This is a genomic window from Asticcacaulis tiandongensis (assembly GCF_006475605.1).
Lineage (GTDB): Bacteria > Pseudomonadota > Alphaproteobacteria > Caulobacterales > Caulobacteraceae > Asticcacaulis > Asticcacaulis tiandongensis.
Genome location: NZ_SSBC01000010.1, coordinates 1,059,389 through 1,076,071 on the forward strand (window position 1 = coordinate 1,059,389; position 16,683 = coordinate 1,076,071).

The window sequence follows — 16,683 nt, forward strand, 5'->3', positions numbered from 1 at the left end:
ATCAATAGCCTCCGCGTACAATAGAGGCCGTGCGTTCAATGGTTGACGGCATACCGGGCAAGGTGCCCATGAGATTAAAGCCCTGCCCTGAGGTCGGCACAAAACTGACCTGCACGGTGATGGTTTGCGCATCCTCGACAACCCTGAGTTCGGTCTGGCCGGGGATGGTCAGGTCATACTGTTCGGATTGCTGGTCAAACACAGTCTGCGCCAATGCGGCCCGCTCGGACTGCGTCGTGCCGGATATGGCGACGCGCGCGGCATCATTTGCCATTTGCTGTAACGCATGGGACGTCCAGAAATAGCTGCCATAGTTGACGATCCCCGTCAGCATGAGGATCAGGATCGGGCTGATGAGGGCGAATTCAACCGCTATGGCACCGCGCCGGCTACGGCACAGGCGGCGGGTCAGCGCGGGCAGGCTCAAAGATCGATACATCATGGTCGCGTGCCTCCTTAACGAGGTGTAACACAACCATAAATTGCCAAACGAGCGTTTATAAACCCCTAATGGTTGCAGTTAATGTGCCGCAGCCATTAAGGGTGGTACAGATTACTTACCCAGCTTCATCTCGGAAACTTCGGTAGCCGCAAGTAAAAACGCGCCGACACCGTAGAACTGCGTGTCATCATATTCGACACTTTCGGGACGGTCACTCACCGGTTGCACCCAGCCCAGCTTACCGTCAGGATGCACGGCGCGTGTCAGGGCTGCCCAGCCCTTGCGGATAGTCGGTTCATATTCCTTACGATCCAGAATGCCGGCGTTGACACCCCACGCCAGACCATAGACAAAGAAGCCTGTGCCGCTGCTTTCCGGCAGGGCCTTGTCGCGATCTGACAAGAGGGATGGCGCCCAATAGCCTTCAGCCGTCTGAATGGTTTTCAGTTTCGCGGCCATTTCCCGGAAAATGCCGATATAATAGGCGCGCTCGGGGTCATCTTCGGCCAGAAGCGGGATGGTCCGTGCCAGTCCGGCCAATACCCAGCCATTGCCACGGCTCCAGAATTGCTTGGCTCCATTGGCTTCGCGGCGGTCAAAGAAGCGCGAATCGCGGAAATAGAGGTGCTCTTCGGTGTCATAAAGGTAATCGGTCGCCGCGCGGAATTCCTGCTTGGCATAATCGGCATAGGCGGGATTACCCGTCACCTTTGACATCTCAAACCACACCGGCGGGGCCATGAACAGGGCATCACACCAGCACCAGCGGTCTGAGCAATCCCGGCCCGTACCGTATTCGGTATGCACCAGATCGCCCTTGGGCTGGGTAATCAGGATGCGGTCAAGCGTGGCTTGCGTCGGTTTAAGCGCCGCTTCGCCAGCCCCATTGCGCGCCGCCCACAGATAGGACTGACCAATCACATGATCGTCGGCATGGAAAATACGGTCGCCGAGACGCCATTTGTTGGCAATGCCTCGCGACATGATCACCTTCTTGTAGTGGGGCTTGTCACTATGATCAGCCAGCGCCGTCAGGCCTACAAACAAGGCACCCTGCACCCAACCTTTGAGGTGCGGCGTATCACCTGATGCCTTGGGGGGAATTTCACCACCGGCCATGGTGGCCAATTGATAGTCAGCCACCTTTTCCGCCAGGCTCATGACCGCTTCGGGTTTATAGGGCACGTCCTGGGCCTTCACGGGGGCGGTCATTGGCAAGGCCAAGGCCAGCGCACAAACCAGTGCGGACAAAGGTTTCATCGTCTCTCTCCTGCGGTTATGCCCTCATGACGGGGCTTTAATTGTATGATTATTTTATTTGCGGTTCGTTGACCAGCCCTGTTCAGTCGCTTTCGACAAACAATTTAAGGACAGACGGCGGCGGCACATCCTTGCGCGGCAGGTCGCGTTGCGGCGGATAGCTCATCCAGCCCAGCACATAGGTTTTGTTACCTTTGCGTGTCTCAAGCGTATTGATCTGCTGACCTTCGCTTTTTTCAAAACGGGGGGCCAGTTGCGCCGCCCTGCCGTCAAGCTTACGCTCTTCGGTCAGGCTCAGGTCATCGGCGCGGATAACGAATTCAATCGATTGCCCCAACCGCACCACCGGAACGATCAGGTACCCCTCACCTGCTGGTCGCGCCCCTTCGACAAAAATCTCACTGTCCAATGACCCGCCACCGGAAAAATCCCAGCGGTAATCACGCCACTGGCTGATCTGCTTGCGCTCCCAATCCTTACCTGTAAAGCGCGCGACCCATATCTGGGTGTCCCCGTTCGGGTCGTATTTGTGATAGGTGATCATTACACGTCCCTGATCATCGAACCCGACCACCGTATTGTTGTTAATCATCCCGCCCTTGACCGGCACAGGATCGACAATTTCGGCCTTTGAAAGCCTGATGGGCAGGGTCAGCGGCGAACCGTCCGCCTTTTGCCAGTTAATCAGGTCTGCACTTTTGGCGTAACTCAGGTCATGATTGGTGTCGGCCATAGGCGTATCACGCCACACCCACGCCATATGAAAGACACCGTCAGGCCCCTGTTTTGGTCCCATGAAATAGGCGTTATATTTACCCTCTCCGTCCACCAATGGGGCCGCCGTCAGACGTCGCCAGCTTTGAGTACTGGCATCATAGATATTGTAGATTTCATCGCCGCGCCCGCTGGTGCCGTCACGATATTTGAAAATCAGATCGCCGGATCGGCTGTGTAAAAACACCGGATAGGTCATGGCTGCTTCCCGCTCAGGCCCGACCATTTGCGCAACCCGCTTCAGGGTGCGCACATCACCTGAAGCATCACTGCGGAAATAGGTCAGCGGATCGACGTGCATATTGCCCGCCACATGCAAGGCGCCTTCAGGATCAATGGCCATGGCAATCAGGTTATGGCTATCCCAGCCAAGCCAGGTGTCCACCTTATGATAGACCCAATGGGCCGGATTGTTCAAAGGCCGCTGCGCTACGGTCAATTGCCGGTTGGCATCATAATAGGCGACATAGATATGCGTATCACTTAGTTTCAGGTCGAATCCGACGCTATGGCCGTTCCAGACCCGGTCAATGGCCTCCTGAGCCGTCGCAGGCATACCGACGGCGACACACATCATAACTACTGACAAAAACAGACGCCTGATCACCCTAGTACCTCTCACACTATTTTTCGTTCCGCGCAGGCTATTACATTGATCTGTAATGCCAAGCCCCTATATTCACCGCACAAAGCACCAGAAGGAAACATCGGTGGCCTCCATCATCAGCGTTAAGGGTCTCGAAAAGACCTATAAGGGCGGACATCGCGCACTTAAATCCGTCGATCTTGAGATCGAACGCGGGGAAATCTTCGCGCTTCTGGGGCCGAATGGTGCCGGTAAAACGACACTGATCGGTATTATCTGCGGTCTGGTGCGTAAAACCGCCGGTACGGTCATGGCCGATGGCTACGACATTGAAAAAGACTTCCGCAAGGCGCGCGCCCGTATCGGACTGGTGCCGCAGGAACTGTCGGCCGACATGTTCATTACCGTCTGGCATTCGGTGAAATTCAGCCGCGGTCTGTTCGGGCTTTCGGACAATGATGCCTATCTGGAAAAAATTCTGCGCGATCTGTCTTTGTGGGACAAGAAGGACGCCAAGATTGCCTCATTAAGTGGCGGCATGAAACGTCGGGTGCTGATCGCCAAGGCCTTGTCGCACGAACCCTCGATCCTGTTCCTTGATGAACCCACCGCCGGTGTTGACGTCGAACTGCGCCGCGACATGTGGCAGATGGTGCGCCGCCTGCGTGAACAGGGTGTGACGATCATTCTGACAACACATTATATTGAAGAAGCCGAAGACATGGCTGACCGGATCGGGGTGATCAACAAGGGGGAAATCATCCTTATTGAGGATAAGCATACCCTGATGCGGAAGCTGGGTCAGACCGAAGTTACGGTGGGCCTTAAGGAACCATTGTCCTCGGTGCCCGCAGACCTGAGCGCCCAGACAGGGACACTGTCGACAGACGGCCTGACCCTGACCTATGTGCTTGAGGGCGAGAATGCCGAAGATCAGGGTACTGACCTGATCAAGCGCCTGTCGGCTTCGGGGCTTGATTTCCGTACGCTGAACATGAGCCGCTCCTCGCTTGAGGACATTTTCGTCAATCTGGTACATACCGAGCACGCGGGGACAGGCATATGAACTTCAATTCAATCAAAGCCATCTACCTGTTTGAACTCGGTCGCACCTGGCGCACCCTGTTTCAATCCATCGCGTCACCGGTGCTTTCGACCTCGCTCTATTTTGTCGTGTTTGGCTCAGCCATTGGCGGCCGCATGGAAGAGGTTGGCGGCGTATCCTATGGCGCCTTCATCGTGCCCGGCCTGATTATGCTGACCATTCTGACCGAAAGCGTGTCTAACGCCTCGTTTGGCATCTATCTGCCGCGGTTCACGGGCACCATTTACGAAATCCTCTCCGCCCCTATATCGGTGGCCGAGACGCTTTTGGGCTATGTCGGGGCAGCGGCAACCAAGTCGCTGATTATCGGGCTGATCATACTGGCGACCGCGCGCCTGTTTGTCGATTACAGCGTCATGTACCCGCTGGCCATGATCGGGTTTCTGGTGTTGATCTCGGTGACCTTCAGCCTGTTTGGCTTTATTCTCGGGATATGGGCCGATGGTTTTGAGAAGCTTCAGATCGTACCGATGCTCATTCTTATGCCCCTGACCTTTCTCGGCGGGACCTTTTATTCGATCTCCATGCTGCCACAGGCGTTTCAGACCGTAACCCTGTTCAATCCGGTGGTTTATCTGGTCAATGGCTTCCGCTGGACGTTTTATGGTCAGGCGGACTTTAACATAAGTGTCAGCCTTGGCATGACACTTATGTTCATGGCTATCTGTATCGCTATTATAAGCTGGATTTTCAAAACCGGATACCGGTTGCGGAGCTAAAGCGCCTCTTTACGCTTGCGTAACATAGCTCTTTCGACTGTAACTTCTTTGCATCAGCAGAGCCTTAAAGTGCGCTTACATGTTAAGCGCACTAAGGTATGACCGCAGTTAAGCATCTGCTTTTATTTTTGAAAAACTTTCAGTTCAGAATTTGTCCTGCGTCACAGCGTGGATTCCGAAAATGCTGTATTGCCAAATATAAAAACGTCAAATACCGTCACCAGCAATTAATAAAGATCATAAATTGATCAAAATCAATCAGATAACTTTGGGCTGTTTTTTGCCCCCCTCCCCCTGATAATATTTAAATTCTCTACAGGAATTGGAAAATGAAATCCTTCCGCGCTAAACGCCTCCCGTTAACTCTGGGCGCTTCCGCTGCCGTGCTTGCTTTCTGCATGTCCGGTCAAACCGCCGCTCTGGCGCAGGACACTGCCGCCGATGAGCCTATACAGGAAGTTGTCGTCACCGGCATCCGTTCGTCACTGCGCTCGGCCATGAACGTGAAGCGCAACTCTGTTCAGGTGGTTGACGCCATCACCGCAGAAGACATTGGCCAGTTCCCTGATAAAAACCTCGGCGAAGCGCTCCAGCGCGTCACCGGCGTTCAGATCAGCCGTCAGGACGGCGAAGGCCGTGGCGTTTCGATCCGTGGCGCTGAGCCGAACCTTGTACGTGTCGAAGTCAATGGCTCGTCGGCTCTGTCGCTGACCGTTGGCGCTGGTGACCGTGCGGTTGATTTCCGTGACCTGCCGGTAGAATTTGTTTCCCGTCTTGAGGTCGTCAAGTCTCCGACCGCTGAAGTCACCGAAGGTGGCCTCGGTGGTACCGTGCGCATCATCACCCGCCGCCCGTTTGACAGCCGCCAGACCTTCTTCTCCGCATCGGCACAAGGCGTCTATTCTGATCTGGCCGATAAGGTTGACCCTAAACTGGCGGTGATCGGTTCGCGCCTGTTTATGGACGACACGCTGGGCGTGCTTCTGAGCGCGACCTATGAGAAGCGTAATCTCGATTCACATAATGCGCGTACCACAGGCTGGACAAAGCGTGACGCGGATAATGACGGTACCGTTGATGACTTTATACCGGAAATTCCACGCTACATTATCGACCGTCGCGATACGGAACGTTATGCGCTCAACGGTATTGTTGAATGGCGCCCGAGCGATACCGTACAGCTTTATTGGGAAGGCACCTACGCCAAGGCTGACGAAAAAGTTGACTCTATGCTGCTGCAACTCTCCGGTACAACCGGGGTAATCGACTATGCCAATACCAACGTAGGGCCAGACAGCACGATTGACCATATCGAAATCATATCGTCTGGCAGTTCGCTGGTAGAACTGACTCAGCGCAGCATTCTGGGGAGTCTGACCCGTACGCAATATACGTCTGCGATCGGCGGTAAGTGGGATGTTAACCCGCAACTTACTCTTGACGCCAAACTAAGCTTCTCAAGCGGCAAGGTGCATAACGACGAGATTAACGCGAATGCGGTAGTTCTTGGTGTGCCGCGTGCAGTTGTCGACTATTCTGATAACCGCAAAGCGCCCAATATCAGCTTTCCCGGACTGGATGTAACCACAGGTCAGGGGGTCAACCGTCTGGATGCCGTTTACAATCCGCGCGACAATGATGCTGAAGAAAAGGGCTTCAAGTTTAACGCAACCTACCGCCCTGATAGCGTTTGGTTGAAAAATATCAAGGGCGGTTTTGATATCCGTGAGACGACCAACGACTCATTGCTCTATCAGCGCACAACCCAGATTGCGAATGGTACTGCCCGCCAGTCGTCAACCGGTGCTCGCGTAACCTATGAAGCGGACCTCGCCACTATTCAATCCATTGTCAACAATACGGCAACGAAGAATGACATTGCCTTTTTTGACACTGGCGACCTAGGTTCCTCGGGTGGCGTCAGGCATTGGAACGCTCTGACCATGGACACCTATGCTGCTATTCTTGCTGAGGCAGGCGTTACAGACGGCCACGACATTTATGCGACCAACCCCAACCCGAATAAAGAAGGCTCTTACCAGAACTTTCTTGATACATGGGGCGTAGAAGAAAAGACCAAAAGCGCCTACATCCAGATAGATTTTGAACTTCCATTGTTCAACTTCACTATGGACGGCAATCTGGGCATGCGTCACGTGGATACAGAGACTCTGTCCACTGGTTACAACTCAGTCATTGAGAACGGTGTAACAACCTTTGTCCGCGGCTCACAATCCGGCGGTTACAAGAAGGCCCTGCCGTCCCTTAACCTCAAGTTCAACTTCGTACCCAACGAATGGGTCGGTCGCTTTACCGTGGCTGAGGTTATGGCCCGTCCGGCACCGTCGCAACTAGCGCTGCGCCGTTCGACAGATATTGTCGGCAGAACCGGCACACGTGGCAATCCGGATCTGAAACCATTTCAGGCCACCCAGTCGGATATAGGCATCGAACGTTACTTCAACGCCGACAGCTTCGTGTCTGTAACCCTGTTCCAGAAAAAAATCTCATCGTTCATTGACAGCGATACCTTTAAGGAAATCATTGACGGTGATGAATACGATATTACCCGCCCCTTTAACGGCGCTGACAAGGTGACCATCAACGGGATAGAGATCGGCGGGCAATATGCCTTCGATTTCCTTCCTGCACCGTGGAACGGTTTGGGCATTCTGGCCAACTATACTCACCAAAAGGACAAGGGGTACAAGCAAACAGACTTCCTCAGCGGTGAAGTATTGCCCTTCCCCGGCTTGTCACGTGACAGCTATAACATCTCGGCCTACTACCAGAACAATCTGTTTCAGGCACGCCTGTCCTACAACTGGCGTGACGCCTGGCTGGTCAACGCTCGTGGTCGCGGCCAACTGGCGGAATACACCGAAGAATACGGCTCGCTTGACGCTTCGGCCAGCTACAATGTCACACCGAACTGGACGGCCTTTGTTGAAGGCGTAAACCTGACCGGCGAGCAACGCATTGAGTACAACAACGCCTATCGCTATATCGGTAATGAAACCTTCGGCAAGCGCATCTTCTTCGGTGTGCGTTACCGCAACTAGTTAAAAGCCCTTTGTGCTTTTCAAGGTGCCTGAGTTCGCTCAGGCACCTTTTTTATGTTCGCACCGGCCTGTGCGAAAAATCCTTTGGTGCTTCCCGAATATGGCTTATGTATTGGCCAATCATCTTCCAAGGGAGCCTGAACGATGAACCTGACGCGGATTGTTAAGAAAACGATGCTTGGCCTTAGCGCGGTTGCCGCGGCAGCCGCCCTTGTCGGCTGTGGATACAACAACATTCCGACCCAGCAGGAAGATGTTCGCGCCAAATGGGGGGAAGTTGAAAACCAGTATCAGCGCCGTGCCGATCTGGTGCCTAATCTGGTGGCCACCGTTCAGGGTGCGGCCATTCAGGAGCGCGGCACATTAACCGCCGTTGTCGAGGCCCGCGCCAGAGCCACTTCGGTCAATGTTGATCCATCGACCCTGACTGATCCGGCCAAGTTCCAGCAGTTCCAGCAGGCGCAGGACGGTCTGTCTTCGGCGCTCGGTCGCCTGATGGTCATTGTGGAGCGCTATCCCGATCTTAAGGCCAATCAGAACTTCCTAACCCTCCAGTCGCAGCTTGAAGGCACGGAAAATCGCATCTCCATCGCGCGACGTGACTACAATCAATCGGCTCAGGCCTTTAACACCACGCTCCGCGTCTGGCCGACCGTGATCTGGGCCAAGACGCTTTATAGCGGTGAAAAGCCGTTCGAATATTTCAAGGCCACAGCCGGTGCCGAACAGGCCCCGAACGTCGATTTCTCTGGCCTTGCCCCCGCGCCTGCCGCACAAGCGCCCGCTCAGGCACCTGCGGCTCCGGCAAGTCCGGCAGCTCAGTAACGCGTGCCCAAGGCCGTCACCATGACGTTAAAACATACCAACGCCTTTGTGGCGGCCTTTTTCCTGTTGTTCGCCCTGCTCTTCAGCGGGAACGTTCAAGCTCAGACTCTGGCTGAAAGCATCAGGGGCACCGGCAAGGCCGCGGCCGCACGTTCAGGCCCTGTCTTTCCGGCCCTGACCGGTCGGGTGGTCGATCAGGCCAATATCCTGTCGCCTGCAGTCGAGCAGGACTTAAGCCTAAAGCTTCAGGGGCTTGAGGAGGCAACTTCTGATCAGCTTGTGATCGTCACGGTCAATAGTCTTGAGGGCTATCAGATTGAGGAATACGGCTATCAGTTGGGCCGTCATTGGGGCATAGGTCAGGATGGCACCCGCGCCAATGCGCAGGGCAATAAACTGAAGGACAATGGCGTTCTGCTGATTGTCGCACCCAATGAGCGCAGTGTGCGTATTGAGGTCGGCTATGGCCTTGAGCCGGTTCTGACAGACGCCCTGAGCGGTCTGATTATCCGTGAGGGCATTCTGCCCGCCTTTCGCAATGGTGATTACGCAGGCGGGGTTGTTGCGGGCAGTGATCTGATCATCGAGCAACTGTCTCTGGATCGCGGCGTTGCTATCGAAAAGGCTCAGGCCGCCACCCAGCAGGCCGCGCAATCCAGTGACGGCCCGCCAGCATGGATGATCATCCTTATTTTCATTTTTATTGCCCTGTTCTCGCGCGGCTGGCTGCCTTTCTTCCTGCTCGGAGGCCTTGGTGGCGGGGGCGGCGGTGGCGGCTTCGGCGGGGGTGGTGGCTTTGGCGGTGGCGGAGGCGGTTTCGGTGGCGGCGGCGCTTCGGGGAGTTGGTGAGATGCCTTTGAAAATCGATCATGCACGTGTCAACGTAGCCATATCCAAAGCCGAGGAAACAACCTCTGGTGAAATCACCTGTGTCATTCGAAAAAAAGCGCTGGATTATCCGGAAACACCGCTGATGTGGGCCGCGGGCATGGCCTTTGTCCTGCCCTTGTTGCTTCTGGTGTTCAATATCTGGCCGCATGACTGGCTGGGGCCGGTTCTGACGGCGGCTCTGGGGTGGAATGCGCCAGGAGCCGCGGGCAATCTGCACACCTATGAGGACATAGCCTTCTATGCCACGGCGCAGCTTATTCTGTTTGTGGCGACCTATCTCATTGCCGATCTGCCCAAGGTCAGGCTGTGGCTAACACCGCGCTTTATTACCCGTCGCCGTGCGCACAAAAAGGCTATGGAACAGTTTACTGCCCGTGGCCTGAACCTGACCAAAGACCGCACTGGTGTTATGATCTTCTGCGCCCTTGAGGAGCATTTCGTCGATGTCATTGCTGACGAAGGCATCTATTCGAAGGTCGATAAGGACGTCTGGCAAAGGGCCGTAGCGGCGCTGATCTCACACATCAAGCAGGACGATCTGACCGGCGGTTTTGAAGAAGCCGTCGCTCTTTGTGGGGAAGTCCTGAGCGCGCATTTCCCTCCGGAAGCGGTGAATCTCAATGAGCTTCCTGATGTGCTGATCGAGATATAAGTCATTACTTACTTACATAACACATGACACAGCCCCCCATTTCCGCTAAGGCGCAGCTTAAAAAGTAAACTGCAATTTCTCAGGCCATGATCAAACAGACCGAATCCATTGAAGCCAAGGAAGCCAAAGGCTGGGCCACCGCCAAGACCCTTGCCGAGGCCCTGCCCTATATTCAGATCTATGACCGTGAGATCGTTCTGGTCAAATACGGCGGGCACGCTATGGGCGAAGAAGCGACAGCCAAGCTGTTCGCTTCCGATATCGTGCTTCTGAAGCTTTTGGGTATTCATCCGGTTGTCGTGCATGGTGGCGGGCCGCAGATTTCCTCGATGCTGAGCCGCGCCGGTGTCAAATCGACCTTTATTGATGGCCTGCGCGTTACCGATGACGCAACCATGGAGATTGCCGAAATGGTCCTGTCAGGTGCGGTGAATAAAGAGATCGCTAACTGGATCACCCGCGCAGGCGCTGAGGCCGATGTGCGCGGTGTTGGCCTGTCAGGTAAGGATGCCGGTCTTCTGACGGTGCAGAAGGCGACCCGCACCAAAAAAGATCCTGATTCTGAAATCGAGCGTGTGGTTGATCTCGGCTATGTTGGTGAACCCAAGGTCGTTGATGACAAGCTGATCCGCACCCTTATTGGTGATACCGAACACGACTATGTGCCGGTGATTGCCCCCATCGGTGTGGCCGACGATGGCCGCACCTATAATATCAATGCCGATACGGTGGCCGGTGCCGTGGCAGGCAAGCTCAATGCCAAGCGCATGCTGCTCCTGACCGACATTGCCGGTGTGCTTGATGCCGACAAGGAACTGATCCGTCAGATGACGGTATCTGAGGCGCAGAACCTAATCACCACCGGTGTGGCGACTGGCGGCATGATCCCCAAGCTTGAGACCGCTATTGCCGCCGTTGAATCAGGCGTCGAGGCTGTGGTTATTCTTGATGGGCGTCGTCCGCATGCCATGCTGGTCGAACTGTTTACCGCCCACGGGGCCGGTACGCTGATCACCCGCGATCCGGCCTGACCATGGCCCTGACCGGTCGAAACCTAGGCCACATTGATACCTGGCTGTTCGATCTGGATAACACCCTCTATCCGGCCGACTGCGATGTCATGCCGATGATATCCGAGCGCATGACCGCCTATGTCATGCGCCGGATCGGTTTGCCGCGCGGTGAAGCCTATGCGCTTCAGAAAAAATATCTGATGGAGCACGGCACGACACTGGCGGGGCTTATGGCCAATTACGAAGTCGATCCGCATGAATTCATGGACTATGTCCACGACGTCAGCATCGATAATGTAACCCCTGATCCAGCCCTGAACCTTGCGATTACCGCTCTGCCCGGTCGCAAGATCGTCTTTACCAATGCTGACGGCAGGCATGCCACGCGCCTGATTGAAAAGCTGGAGATGGGGCATCTGTTCGAGGATGTGTTCCACCTCGATCACGCCGGTTTTGTGCCAAAGCCGAACCTTGCCACCTTTCAGCGCCTGATCGATAAGCATGGCGTTGTCGCTGAAAAGGCTCTGTTTTTCGAAGACAGCCCGAAGAATTTGAAACCAGCGCATGATCTGGGTATGGCCACGGTTCTGGTCGGGCCTGACGCTGAGGCCAATACGGACGCTTTTGTCCATCACCGCAGTCCGTCGCTTAAGGCCTTTCTGCGCATCTGATTTCCATATTTTGACATGCCTGTTCTGAAGCCGCTTGACAGTGGCACAAATTTGAACAATGTTCATGTGAACGATGTTCAAATATATAGGAGAACCCATCATGCTTAAATCGACCCTCACCGCACTGACCTTAAGTGCGCTTCTGACCTCGCCTGTTCTGGCGCAGGGCAGCTTTGAAAATGCCTCCAACGCGTCGGGCAATTCTGCCGAGGCCAGTGCCGAACTGGCGCTTTCCGGTGTTCAGGTAGCTCTGGGCGTGGTTGCCGTGCCGATTGTTATTGTTGGTGCAGGTCTTGATTTATCCGGAGACGCCGCTTCTGCAACGGGGGGGGCCTTGTGGGACGCTGCCAATGCCCCGCTTGAGGTCAGTCAGGAAACCGTCATCGCCCAGCCCGCGCCCAATGTACCGCAAACGCCCCAGCCAACACGTGAACCTGCGCGTGAGACGTGCGGAGACTGTCAGTGAAACGGCTTATAATCGGCCTGATGGCCACCTGTCTGGCACTGCCGTTTGGGGCGCAGGCAGGAGGTGCGGAGTCGGGGGACAGCGCCGCGGGCACAACCTTTCTAATGCCTGCGGTTGCCGCACCCTTCGCCAAGCAGATCGAGCAGGAACTGGCGACCAAAGGCGCACGCGTGGCGATTGTCTTTCGTTCAAGCCAGCCGCACGAAAAACTGCCTGACGGGGTCAGCTATACCCACGGCGCTTTCTGGGTCTACAGCGACCTGAAAACGCCCGATGGGCGCACCCTGAAAGGCTATGCGGTCTATAATCTCTACCATGGTAATGGTGAAACCCTGCCAAAAAACCTGTCCTATCTGAAGCAGGATTTTCCCTATGACTTTGTCAAAGGCTCTGCCGAAGAGGATGTCGCAGTGCTTATTCCGACGCCTGAGATGCAAAGGCGGCTGCTGGGCATGATTGGCACGAAGGACTATGAGGCGTTGCACGTACCTGACTATTCACTGGTCTCCAATCCGCATGATCCGCGCTATCAGAACTGCGTCGAGTTCATGCTCGATATCATAGCTGCCGTGACATGGGAAACGAAGGACTACGCCCAGATCAAGGCCAATCTGGCGGCGCATTTTGAACCCACGCCGATACGCACCAATCTGGTGCAACGTGCGCTTGGGCCTGCGGTTGATTCACGTATCCGCCTGGATGACCAGAAAGGCGGCATTGAAACCGCAACCTCCGAAAGCCTCTCGGCCTTTATGACCACACACGGGCTTCTGAGCGAGACCTATGTGCTGGACTACCGGCCTCAGGCGGCAATTACGCCTTGATTGAGGTCGCATGTCGCCCTATTGGCTTGGCGGAACAATTTTACACCTCTCGTAAGGAGCCGCCATGTCTGACCTCGCCGCCTTTCACGACGACATCGAAGCCGCGTGGGAAATCCGCGACACGCTGAACCCGTCCACCACCGGCCCTGTCCGTGATGCCGTTGAAAAGGCGCTTGGCCTGCTCGACAATGGCCGTTTCCGCGTTGCTGAAAAGGTGGATGGCGAATGGGTCACGCACCAGTGGCTGAAAAAGGCCGTGCTTTTGTCGTTCCGCCTGAATGGCAATGACATCATGTCCGCCGGTAAGGGTCTGTTTGACGAAGCCGCTATCGGGCCGTTCTGGGACAAGGTGCCCAACAAATTCGCCAAGTGGAAGGCTGACGACTATCGGCAGGCCGGTTTCCGCTCAGTGCCGGGCGCCATCGTCCGTCAGGGTGCCTTTATCGGTAAGAACGTTGTGCTGATGCCGTCGTTTGTCAATATCGGTGCCTATGTTGCCGAGGGCACCATGGTGGATACCTGGGCGACCGTCGGTTCCTGCGCTCAGATCGGTAAGAACGTCCACCTGTCGGGCGGCGTGGGTATTGGTGGCGTACTTGAGCCGCTTCAGGCCAACCCGACCATCATCGAAGACAACTGCTTCATCGGTGCCCGCTCAGAAGTGGTCGAAGGCGTGGTCGTCCGCGAAGGTTCGGTGCTTGGCATGGGCGTTTATCTCGGCCAATCCACGCGTATCGTTGACCGCTCAACCGGCGAAGTCTTCTATGGCGAAGTCCCGCCCTATTCGGTGGTCGTCGCTGGCTCCATGCCGTCATCGAACGACAAGAACCCGAACGCGCCGCATCTGTACTGCGCCGTCATCGTCAAGCGTGTGGACGCCCAGACGCGCTCCAAGACCGGTATCAACGAACTGCTGCGCGACTGAAGGGCCTCAGGCCCTTCACCCGTTTGACCCGAGGCAAATGGCCCTTTCCATTGGAAAGGGCTATATTTTTTGCGGGATTCGCACTTCGAAAGAGGTGCCGTTCGGGCCGGTTTCCACCAGCCGCACATCACCGCCGTGGGTTTGCGCCAGATCGCGTGAAATCGCCAGCCCAAGCCCTGAGCCACCGCGCGAGGCGGTTACTGAGAACGGCTGAAACAGGGTATTGCGTACACGTTCAGGAATACCCGGGCCGTTATCCGACACCGCCATGATAACGTCTTCGGCGGTTTTTACGGCACTGATGGTCACACGCCCCAGCGTCTTGCGGTTGGGTTGCGCTTCGATGGCCTGACGGGCATTGCGCATCAGATTGACCAGCAGGCGGTGAATATGGTCGGGGTCGGCTTCAAAGGTGAAGTCATCGACCGCCTTAAGGGCAAAACGCACCTTTTCGCCCGCGCCCAGACCGGCATCTTCGGCAGCCGCTTCGGCCAGTTCACGCAGCCTGACAATCTGTATCTTTGCCGGAAGCTCGTCTGATTTGCCGTAGTTCAGAACATTTTCCGCCAGTGTCAGCGCCCTATCCAGCGCCCGCTCAAGACGCGGCAGGGCCTTGGTGACATTGGGATCACCGGAATAGGCCAGACGCTCTGAGGCCATCTGCGCCGCGGTCAGCATGTTGCGCAAATCATGGTTGATCTTGGATACCGCCTGTCCCAGTGCCGCCAGACGGGCGCGGGAGCGAAGGGAATGACGCACCTCCTCCTGCATCTGGGCCAGTTCTTCCTCGATCTGGCCGATTTCGTCACTGCGTCTGAAACGGCGCGTGGTGATGGTGATGTCTTCGGGGTTTTCCTTGAAGCGGGCAATGGCCTTGGTCAGGTTGCGGATCGGCATGACGATGAACAGCAACAAAGACACGAAGACCAGCACACCAGCGGCCAGCGAAATCAGAACCGACAGACGCAGGATAGACCCCAGATGGCGCTTCAGTTCCGCCTTGAGCGGTTCAGCCGGCACCACCAGTTCGATCCGGTCTGTGCCCTTACGGAGTCTCGGGGGCACCTCGGTACGGATCAAACGGTCGGAATTGCCCAGAAGCGTCTTCCAAGGGCCCCAGAGATAGACAAGGTCATCGCGCAGATCATTCTGGTTGCGGGTGATATTGACGGTATCCGGCTCAATGGTCACCTCAGGGTCACGCAGAACAAAGTCACGCACACCATTATTTTGCAGGGCGAGATAGGATGCCCCGACACTATCGAGCAACTGCGAGGACAGATCACGCGACACCGTGCTTTCGGGCGAGGCATCCAGCGCCAGAGAGGCAATTTCCGCCTGCCGCACACGGTCAATCAGCCAGCGTTCCTGATGTGCGGCCATGGACGGCACCAGAATGATGATCACCATCACCACGACGAACAGGGCGGTCAGGAGCAGCAGATGACCGGACAAACCGTGGAAATAGGAATTGATCCCGCGCCCCAGCCGCCTGAAAAACGGCTTCAGTTTTTCATAAAAGGCCCTGACCTGACGGCCATAGTGACGGTAACGCAGGCTTATGTCGGCAGGCTTGTGACCTGATGGAGCCGTTACCTTAGGCGCAACACGCACTTGGGCGTCAGATTTTGCCTTGGTCTTTAAGGTATGGGCGGAGGTATCAGGCATCATTCCGGTCATGGTAAGGCGATTTGCCTGACAGGCTAACACATAAACTAACGTTTTCGTGATCTAATTCCTGTATATTGTTCCAAATGACGCAAAAGGGCGCTATTAGGGGCCACTAAGCATTGACAAGCTGACTTTGTCGGTTTATCGACGCGCCTCTTTTGAAATGCAGATAGCTATTGGGTAACCTGAGGCTATCGCCCCTTAACCGGAGCAGTCCCAGTGAAACGCACCTATCAGCCGAGCCGCCTCGTTCGCAAGCGCCGCCACGGTTTCCGTTCGCGTATGGCTACCAAGAACGGTCAAAAAGTCGTTCAGCGTCGCCGCGCCAAAGGCCGTAAGCGCCTTACTGCCTGATCTTTGGCAGAAAATCGTTTAAAAAAGGCTCTTAAAGCGATTTAAGAGCCTTTTTTCATGTTCAGGGGTACGCATGCTTCCGCGACTGAAAAAACGCGCTGAGTTCCTGATGGCCAATAAGGCCCCTTATCAGGCACGTGGCGGCGTGGTCATTCAGGCCCGTAAGCGTGACGATGGCACAGATGCGATTCGTCTGGGCTTTACCGCCACCAAAAAGATCGGCGGGGCAACCTTGCGTAACCGTGCCAAGCGCCGTCTGCGTGAAGCGGCACGTCTTCTGACCCCGGAATATGGCCGCGCCGGACACGACTATGTGTTCATTGCCCGTGCCACGACGCTTGAGCGCGATTGGCAAGGTTTGCTTGACGATGTTAAACGCGCCCTGATAAGGCTTTCGCCCAAAGACTGAACCCTGAAACCTCCATCCACCCTACCCTCCTTGA

17 protein-coding genes are annotated in these 16,683 nt (G+C 55.7%); 13 read left to right on the plus strand and 4 right to left on the minus strand.

The annotated features are described in order from the left end of the window. Position 1: 1 nt before the first annotated feature. From E5201_RS09205 to E5201_RS09215, 3 genes are all read right to left on the minus strand, one after another. Positions 2-442, minus strand: coding sequence for a TadE/TadG family type IV pilus assembly protein (locus E5201_RS09205; RefSeq protein WP_246050523.1), 441 nt, complete (start codon positions 440-442; stop codon positions 2-4). A 111-nt stretch (positions 443-553) separates the two neighbouring features. Then, positions 554-1,702: a glycoside hydrolase family 88/105 protein gene (locus E5201_RS09210; protein WP_140985735.1), complete on the minus strand. Its 1,149-nt coding sequence runs from the start codon at positions 1,700-1,702 to the stop codon at positions 554-556. Between the two features lie 82 nt (positions 1,703-1,784). Continuing rightward, positions 1,785-3,065 (minus strand): BNR repeat-containing protein, encoded by a 1,281-nt coding sequence (locus E5201_RS09215; RefSeq protein ID WP_246050525.1) that lies wholly within the window; start codon positions 3,063-3,065, stop codon positions 1,785-1,787. Positions 3,066-3,186: 121 nt separating this feature from the next. On the opposite strand from E5201_RS09215, the gene E5201_RS09220 reads away from it, so the two are divergent. The 11 genes from E5201_RS09220 (at position 3,187) to dapD (ending at position 14,215) form a co-directional block, all read left to right on the plus strand. Next, positions 3,187-4,128, plus strand: coding sequence for an ABC transporter ATP-binding protein (locus tag E5201_RS09220; protein ID WP_246050527.1), 942 nt, complete (start codon positions 3,187-3,189; stop codon positions 4,126-4,128). After that, positions 4,125-4,886: an ABC transporter permease gene (locus E5201_RS09225; RefSeq protein WP_140985737.1), complete on the plus strand. Its 762-nt coding sequence runs from the start codon at positions 4,125-4,127 to the stop codon at positions 4,884-4,886. The genes E5201_RS09220 and E5201_RS09225 overlap by 4 nt, the downstream gene beginning before the upstream one ends. Before the next feature lie 329 nt (positions 4,887-5,215). Continuing rightward, complete coding sequence (locus E5201_RS09230; protein WP_140985738.1) at positions 5,216-7,948, plus strand: TonB-dependent receptor; 2,733 nt, start codon at positions 5,216-5,218, stop codon at positions 7,946-7,948. Positions 7,949-8,092: 144 nt separating this feature from the next. Then, complete coding sequence (locus E5201_RS09235; protein ID WP_140985739.1) at positions 8,093-8,773, plus strand: LemA family protein; 681 nt, start codon at positions 8,093-8,095, stop codon at positions 8,771-8,773. A 21-nt stretch (positions 8,774-8,794) separates the two neighbouring features. Beyond that, the gene (locus tag E5201_RS09240) at positions 8,795-9,622 is read left to right on the plus strand and encodes a TPM domain-containing protein (RefSeq protein WP_140985740.1); all 828 of its coding nucleotides are present in this window, start codon (positions 8,795-8,797) and stop codon (positions 9,620-9,622) included. 1 nt (position 9,623) lies between these two features. Further along, positions 9,624-10,316, plus strand: a complete 693-nt coding sequence (locus E5201_RS09245; protein WP_140985741.1) for a TPM domain-containing protein — start codon at positions 9,624-9,626, stop codon at positions 10,314-10,316. Positions 10,317-10,402: 86 nt separating this feature from the next. Next, positions 10,403-11,347, plus strand: coding sequence for an acetylglutamate kinase (gene argB, locus E5201_RS09250; protein ID WP_140985742.1), 945 nt, complete (start codon positions 10,403-10,405; stop codon positions 11,345-11,347). A 2-nt stretch (positions 11,348-11,349) separates the two neighbouring features. Then, on the plus strand, positions 11,350-12,000 hold the full coding sequence (locus E5201_RS09255) for a pyrimidine 5'-nucleotidase (RefSeq protein WP_140985743.1): 651 nt from the start codon (positions 11,350-11,352) through the stop codon (positions 11,998-12,000). Between the two features lie 100 nt (positions 12,001-12,100). Then, positions 12,101-12,466 carry a hypothetical protein gene (locus E5201_RS09260; protein WP_140985744.1) on the plus strand — a complete coding sequence of 122 codons (366 nt, stop codon included), beginning with the start codon at positions 12,101-12,103 and terminating at the stop codon, positions 12,464-12,466. Beyond that, a complete protein-coding gene (locus E5201_RS09265) occupies positions 12,463-13,290 on the plus strand; it encodes a DUF2145 domain-containing protein (protein WP_246050531.1) in 828 nt (275 codons plus the stop codon). Before E5201_RS09260 ends, E5201_RS09265 begins: the two co-directional genes overlap by 4 nt. A 64-nt stretch (positions 13,291-13,354) precedes the next feature. Continuing rightward, positions 13,355-14,215 (plus strand): 2,3,4,5-tetrahydropyridine-2,6-dicarboxylate N-succinyltransferase, encoded by an 861-nt coding sequence (gene dapD, locus E5201_RS09270; RefSeq protein ID WP_140985745.1) that lies wholly within the window; start codon positions 13,355-13,357, stop codon positions 14,213-14,215. A gap of 60 nt (positions 14,216-14,275) precedes the next feature. Here the strand turns inward: dapD and E5201_RS09275 are convergent, their stop codons facing one another. Continuing rightward, on the minus strand, positions 14,276-15,883 hold the full coding sequence (locus E5201_RS09275; RefSeq protein WP_246050533.1) for a sensor histidine kinase: 1,608 nt from the start codon (positions 15,881-15,883) through the stop codon (positions 14,276-14,278). Positions 15,884-16,105: 222 nt separating this feature from the next. Between E5201_RS09275 and rpmH the strand changes: the two genes are divergently transcribed. Together rpmH and rnpA are read left to right on the plus strand one after the other, a co-directional pair. Next, complete coding sequence (rpmH, locus tag E5201_RS09280) at positions 16,106-16,240, plus strand: 50S ribosomal protein L34 (RefSeq protein WP_140985747.1); 135 nt, start codon at positions 16,106-16,108, stop codon at positions 16,238-16,240. Between the two features lie 73 nt (positions 16,241-16,313). Then, positions 16,314-16,649, plus strand: coding sequence for a ribonuclease P protein component (gene rnpA / locus E5201_RS09285; protein ID WP_140985748.1), 336 nt, complete (start codon positions 16,314-16,316; stop codon positions 16,647-16,649). The last annotated feature ends 34 nt before the right edge of the window (positions 16,650-16,683 follow it).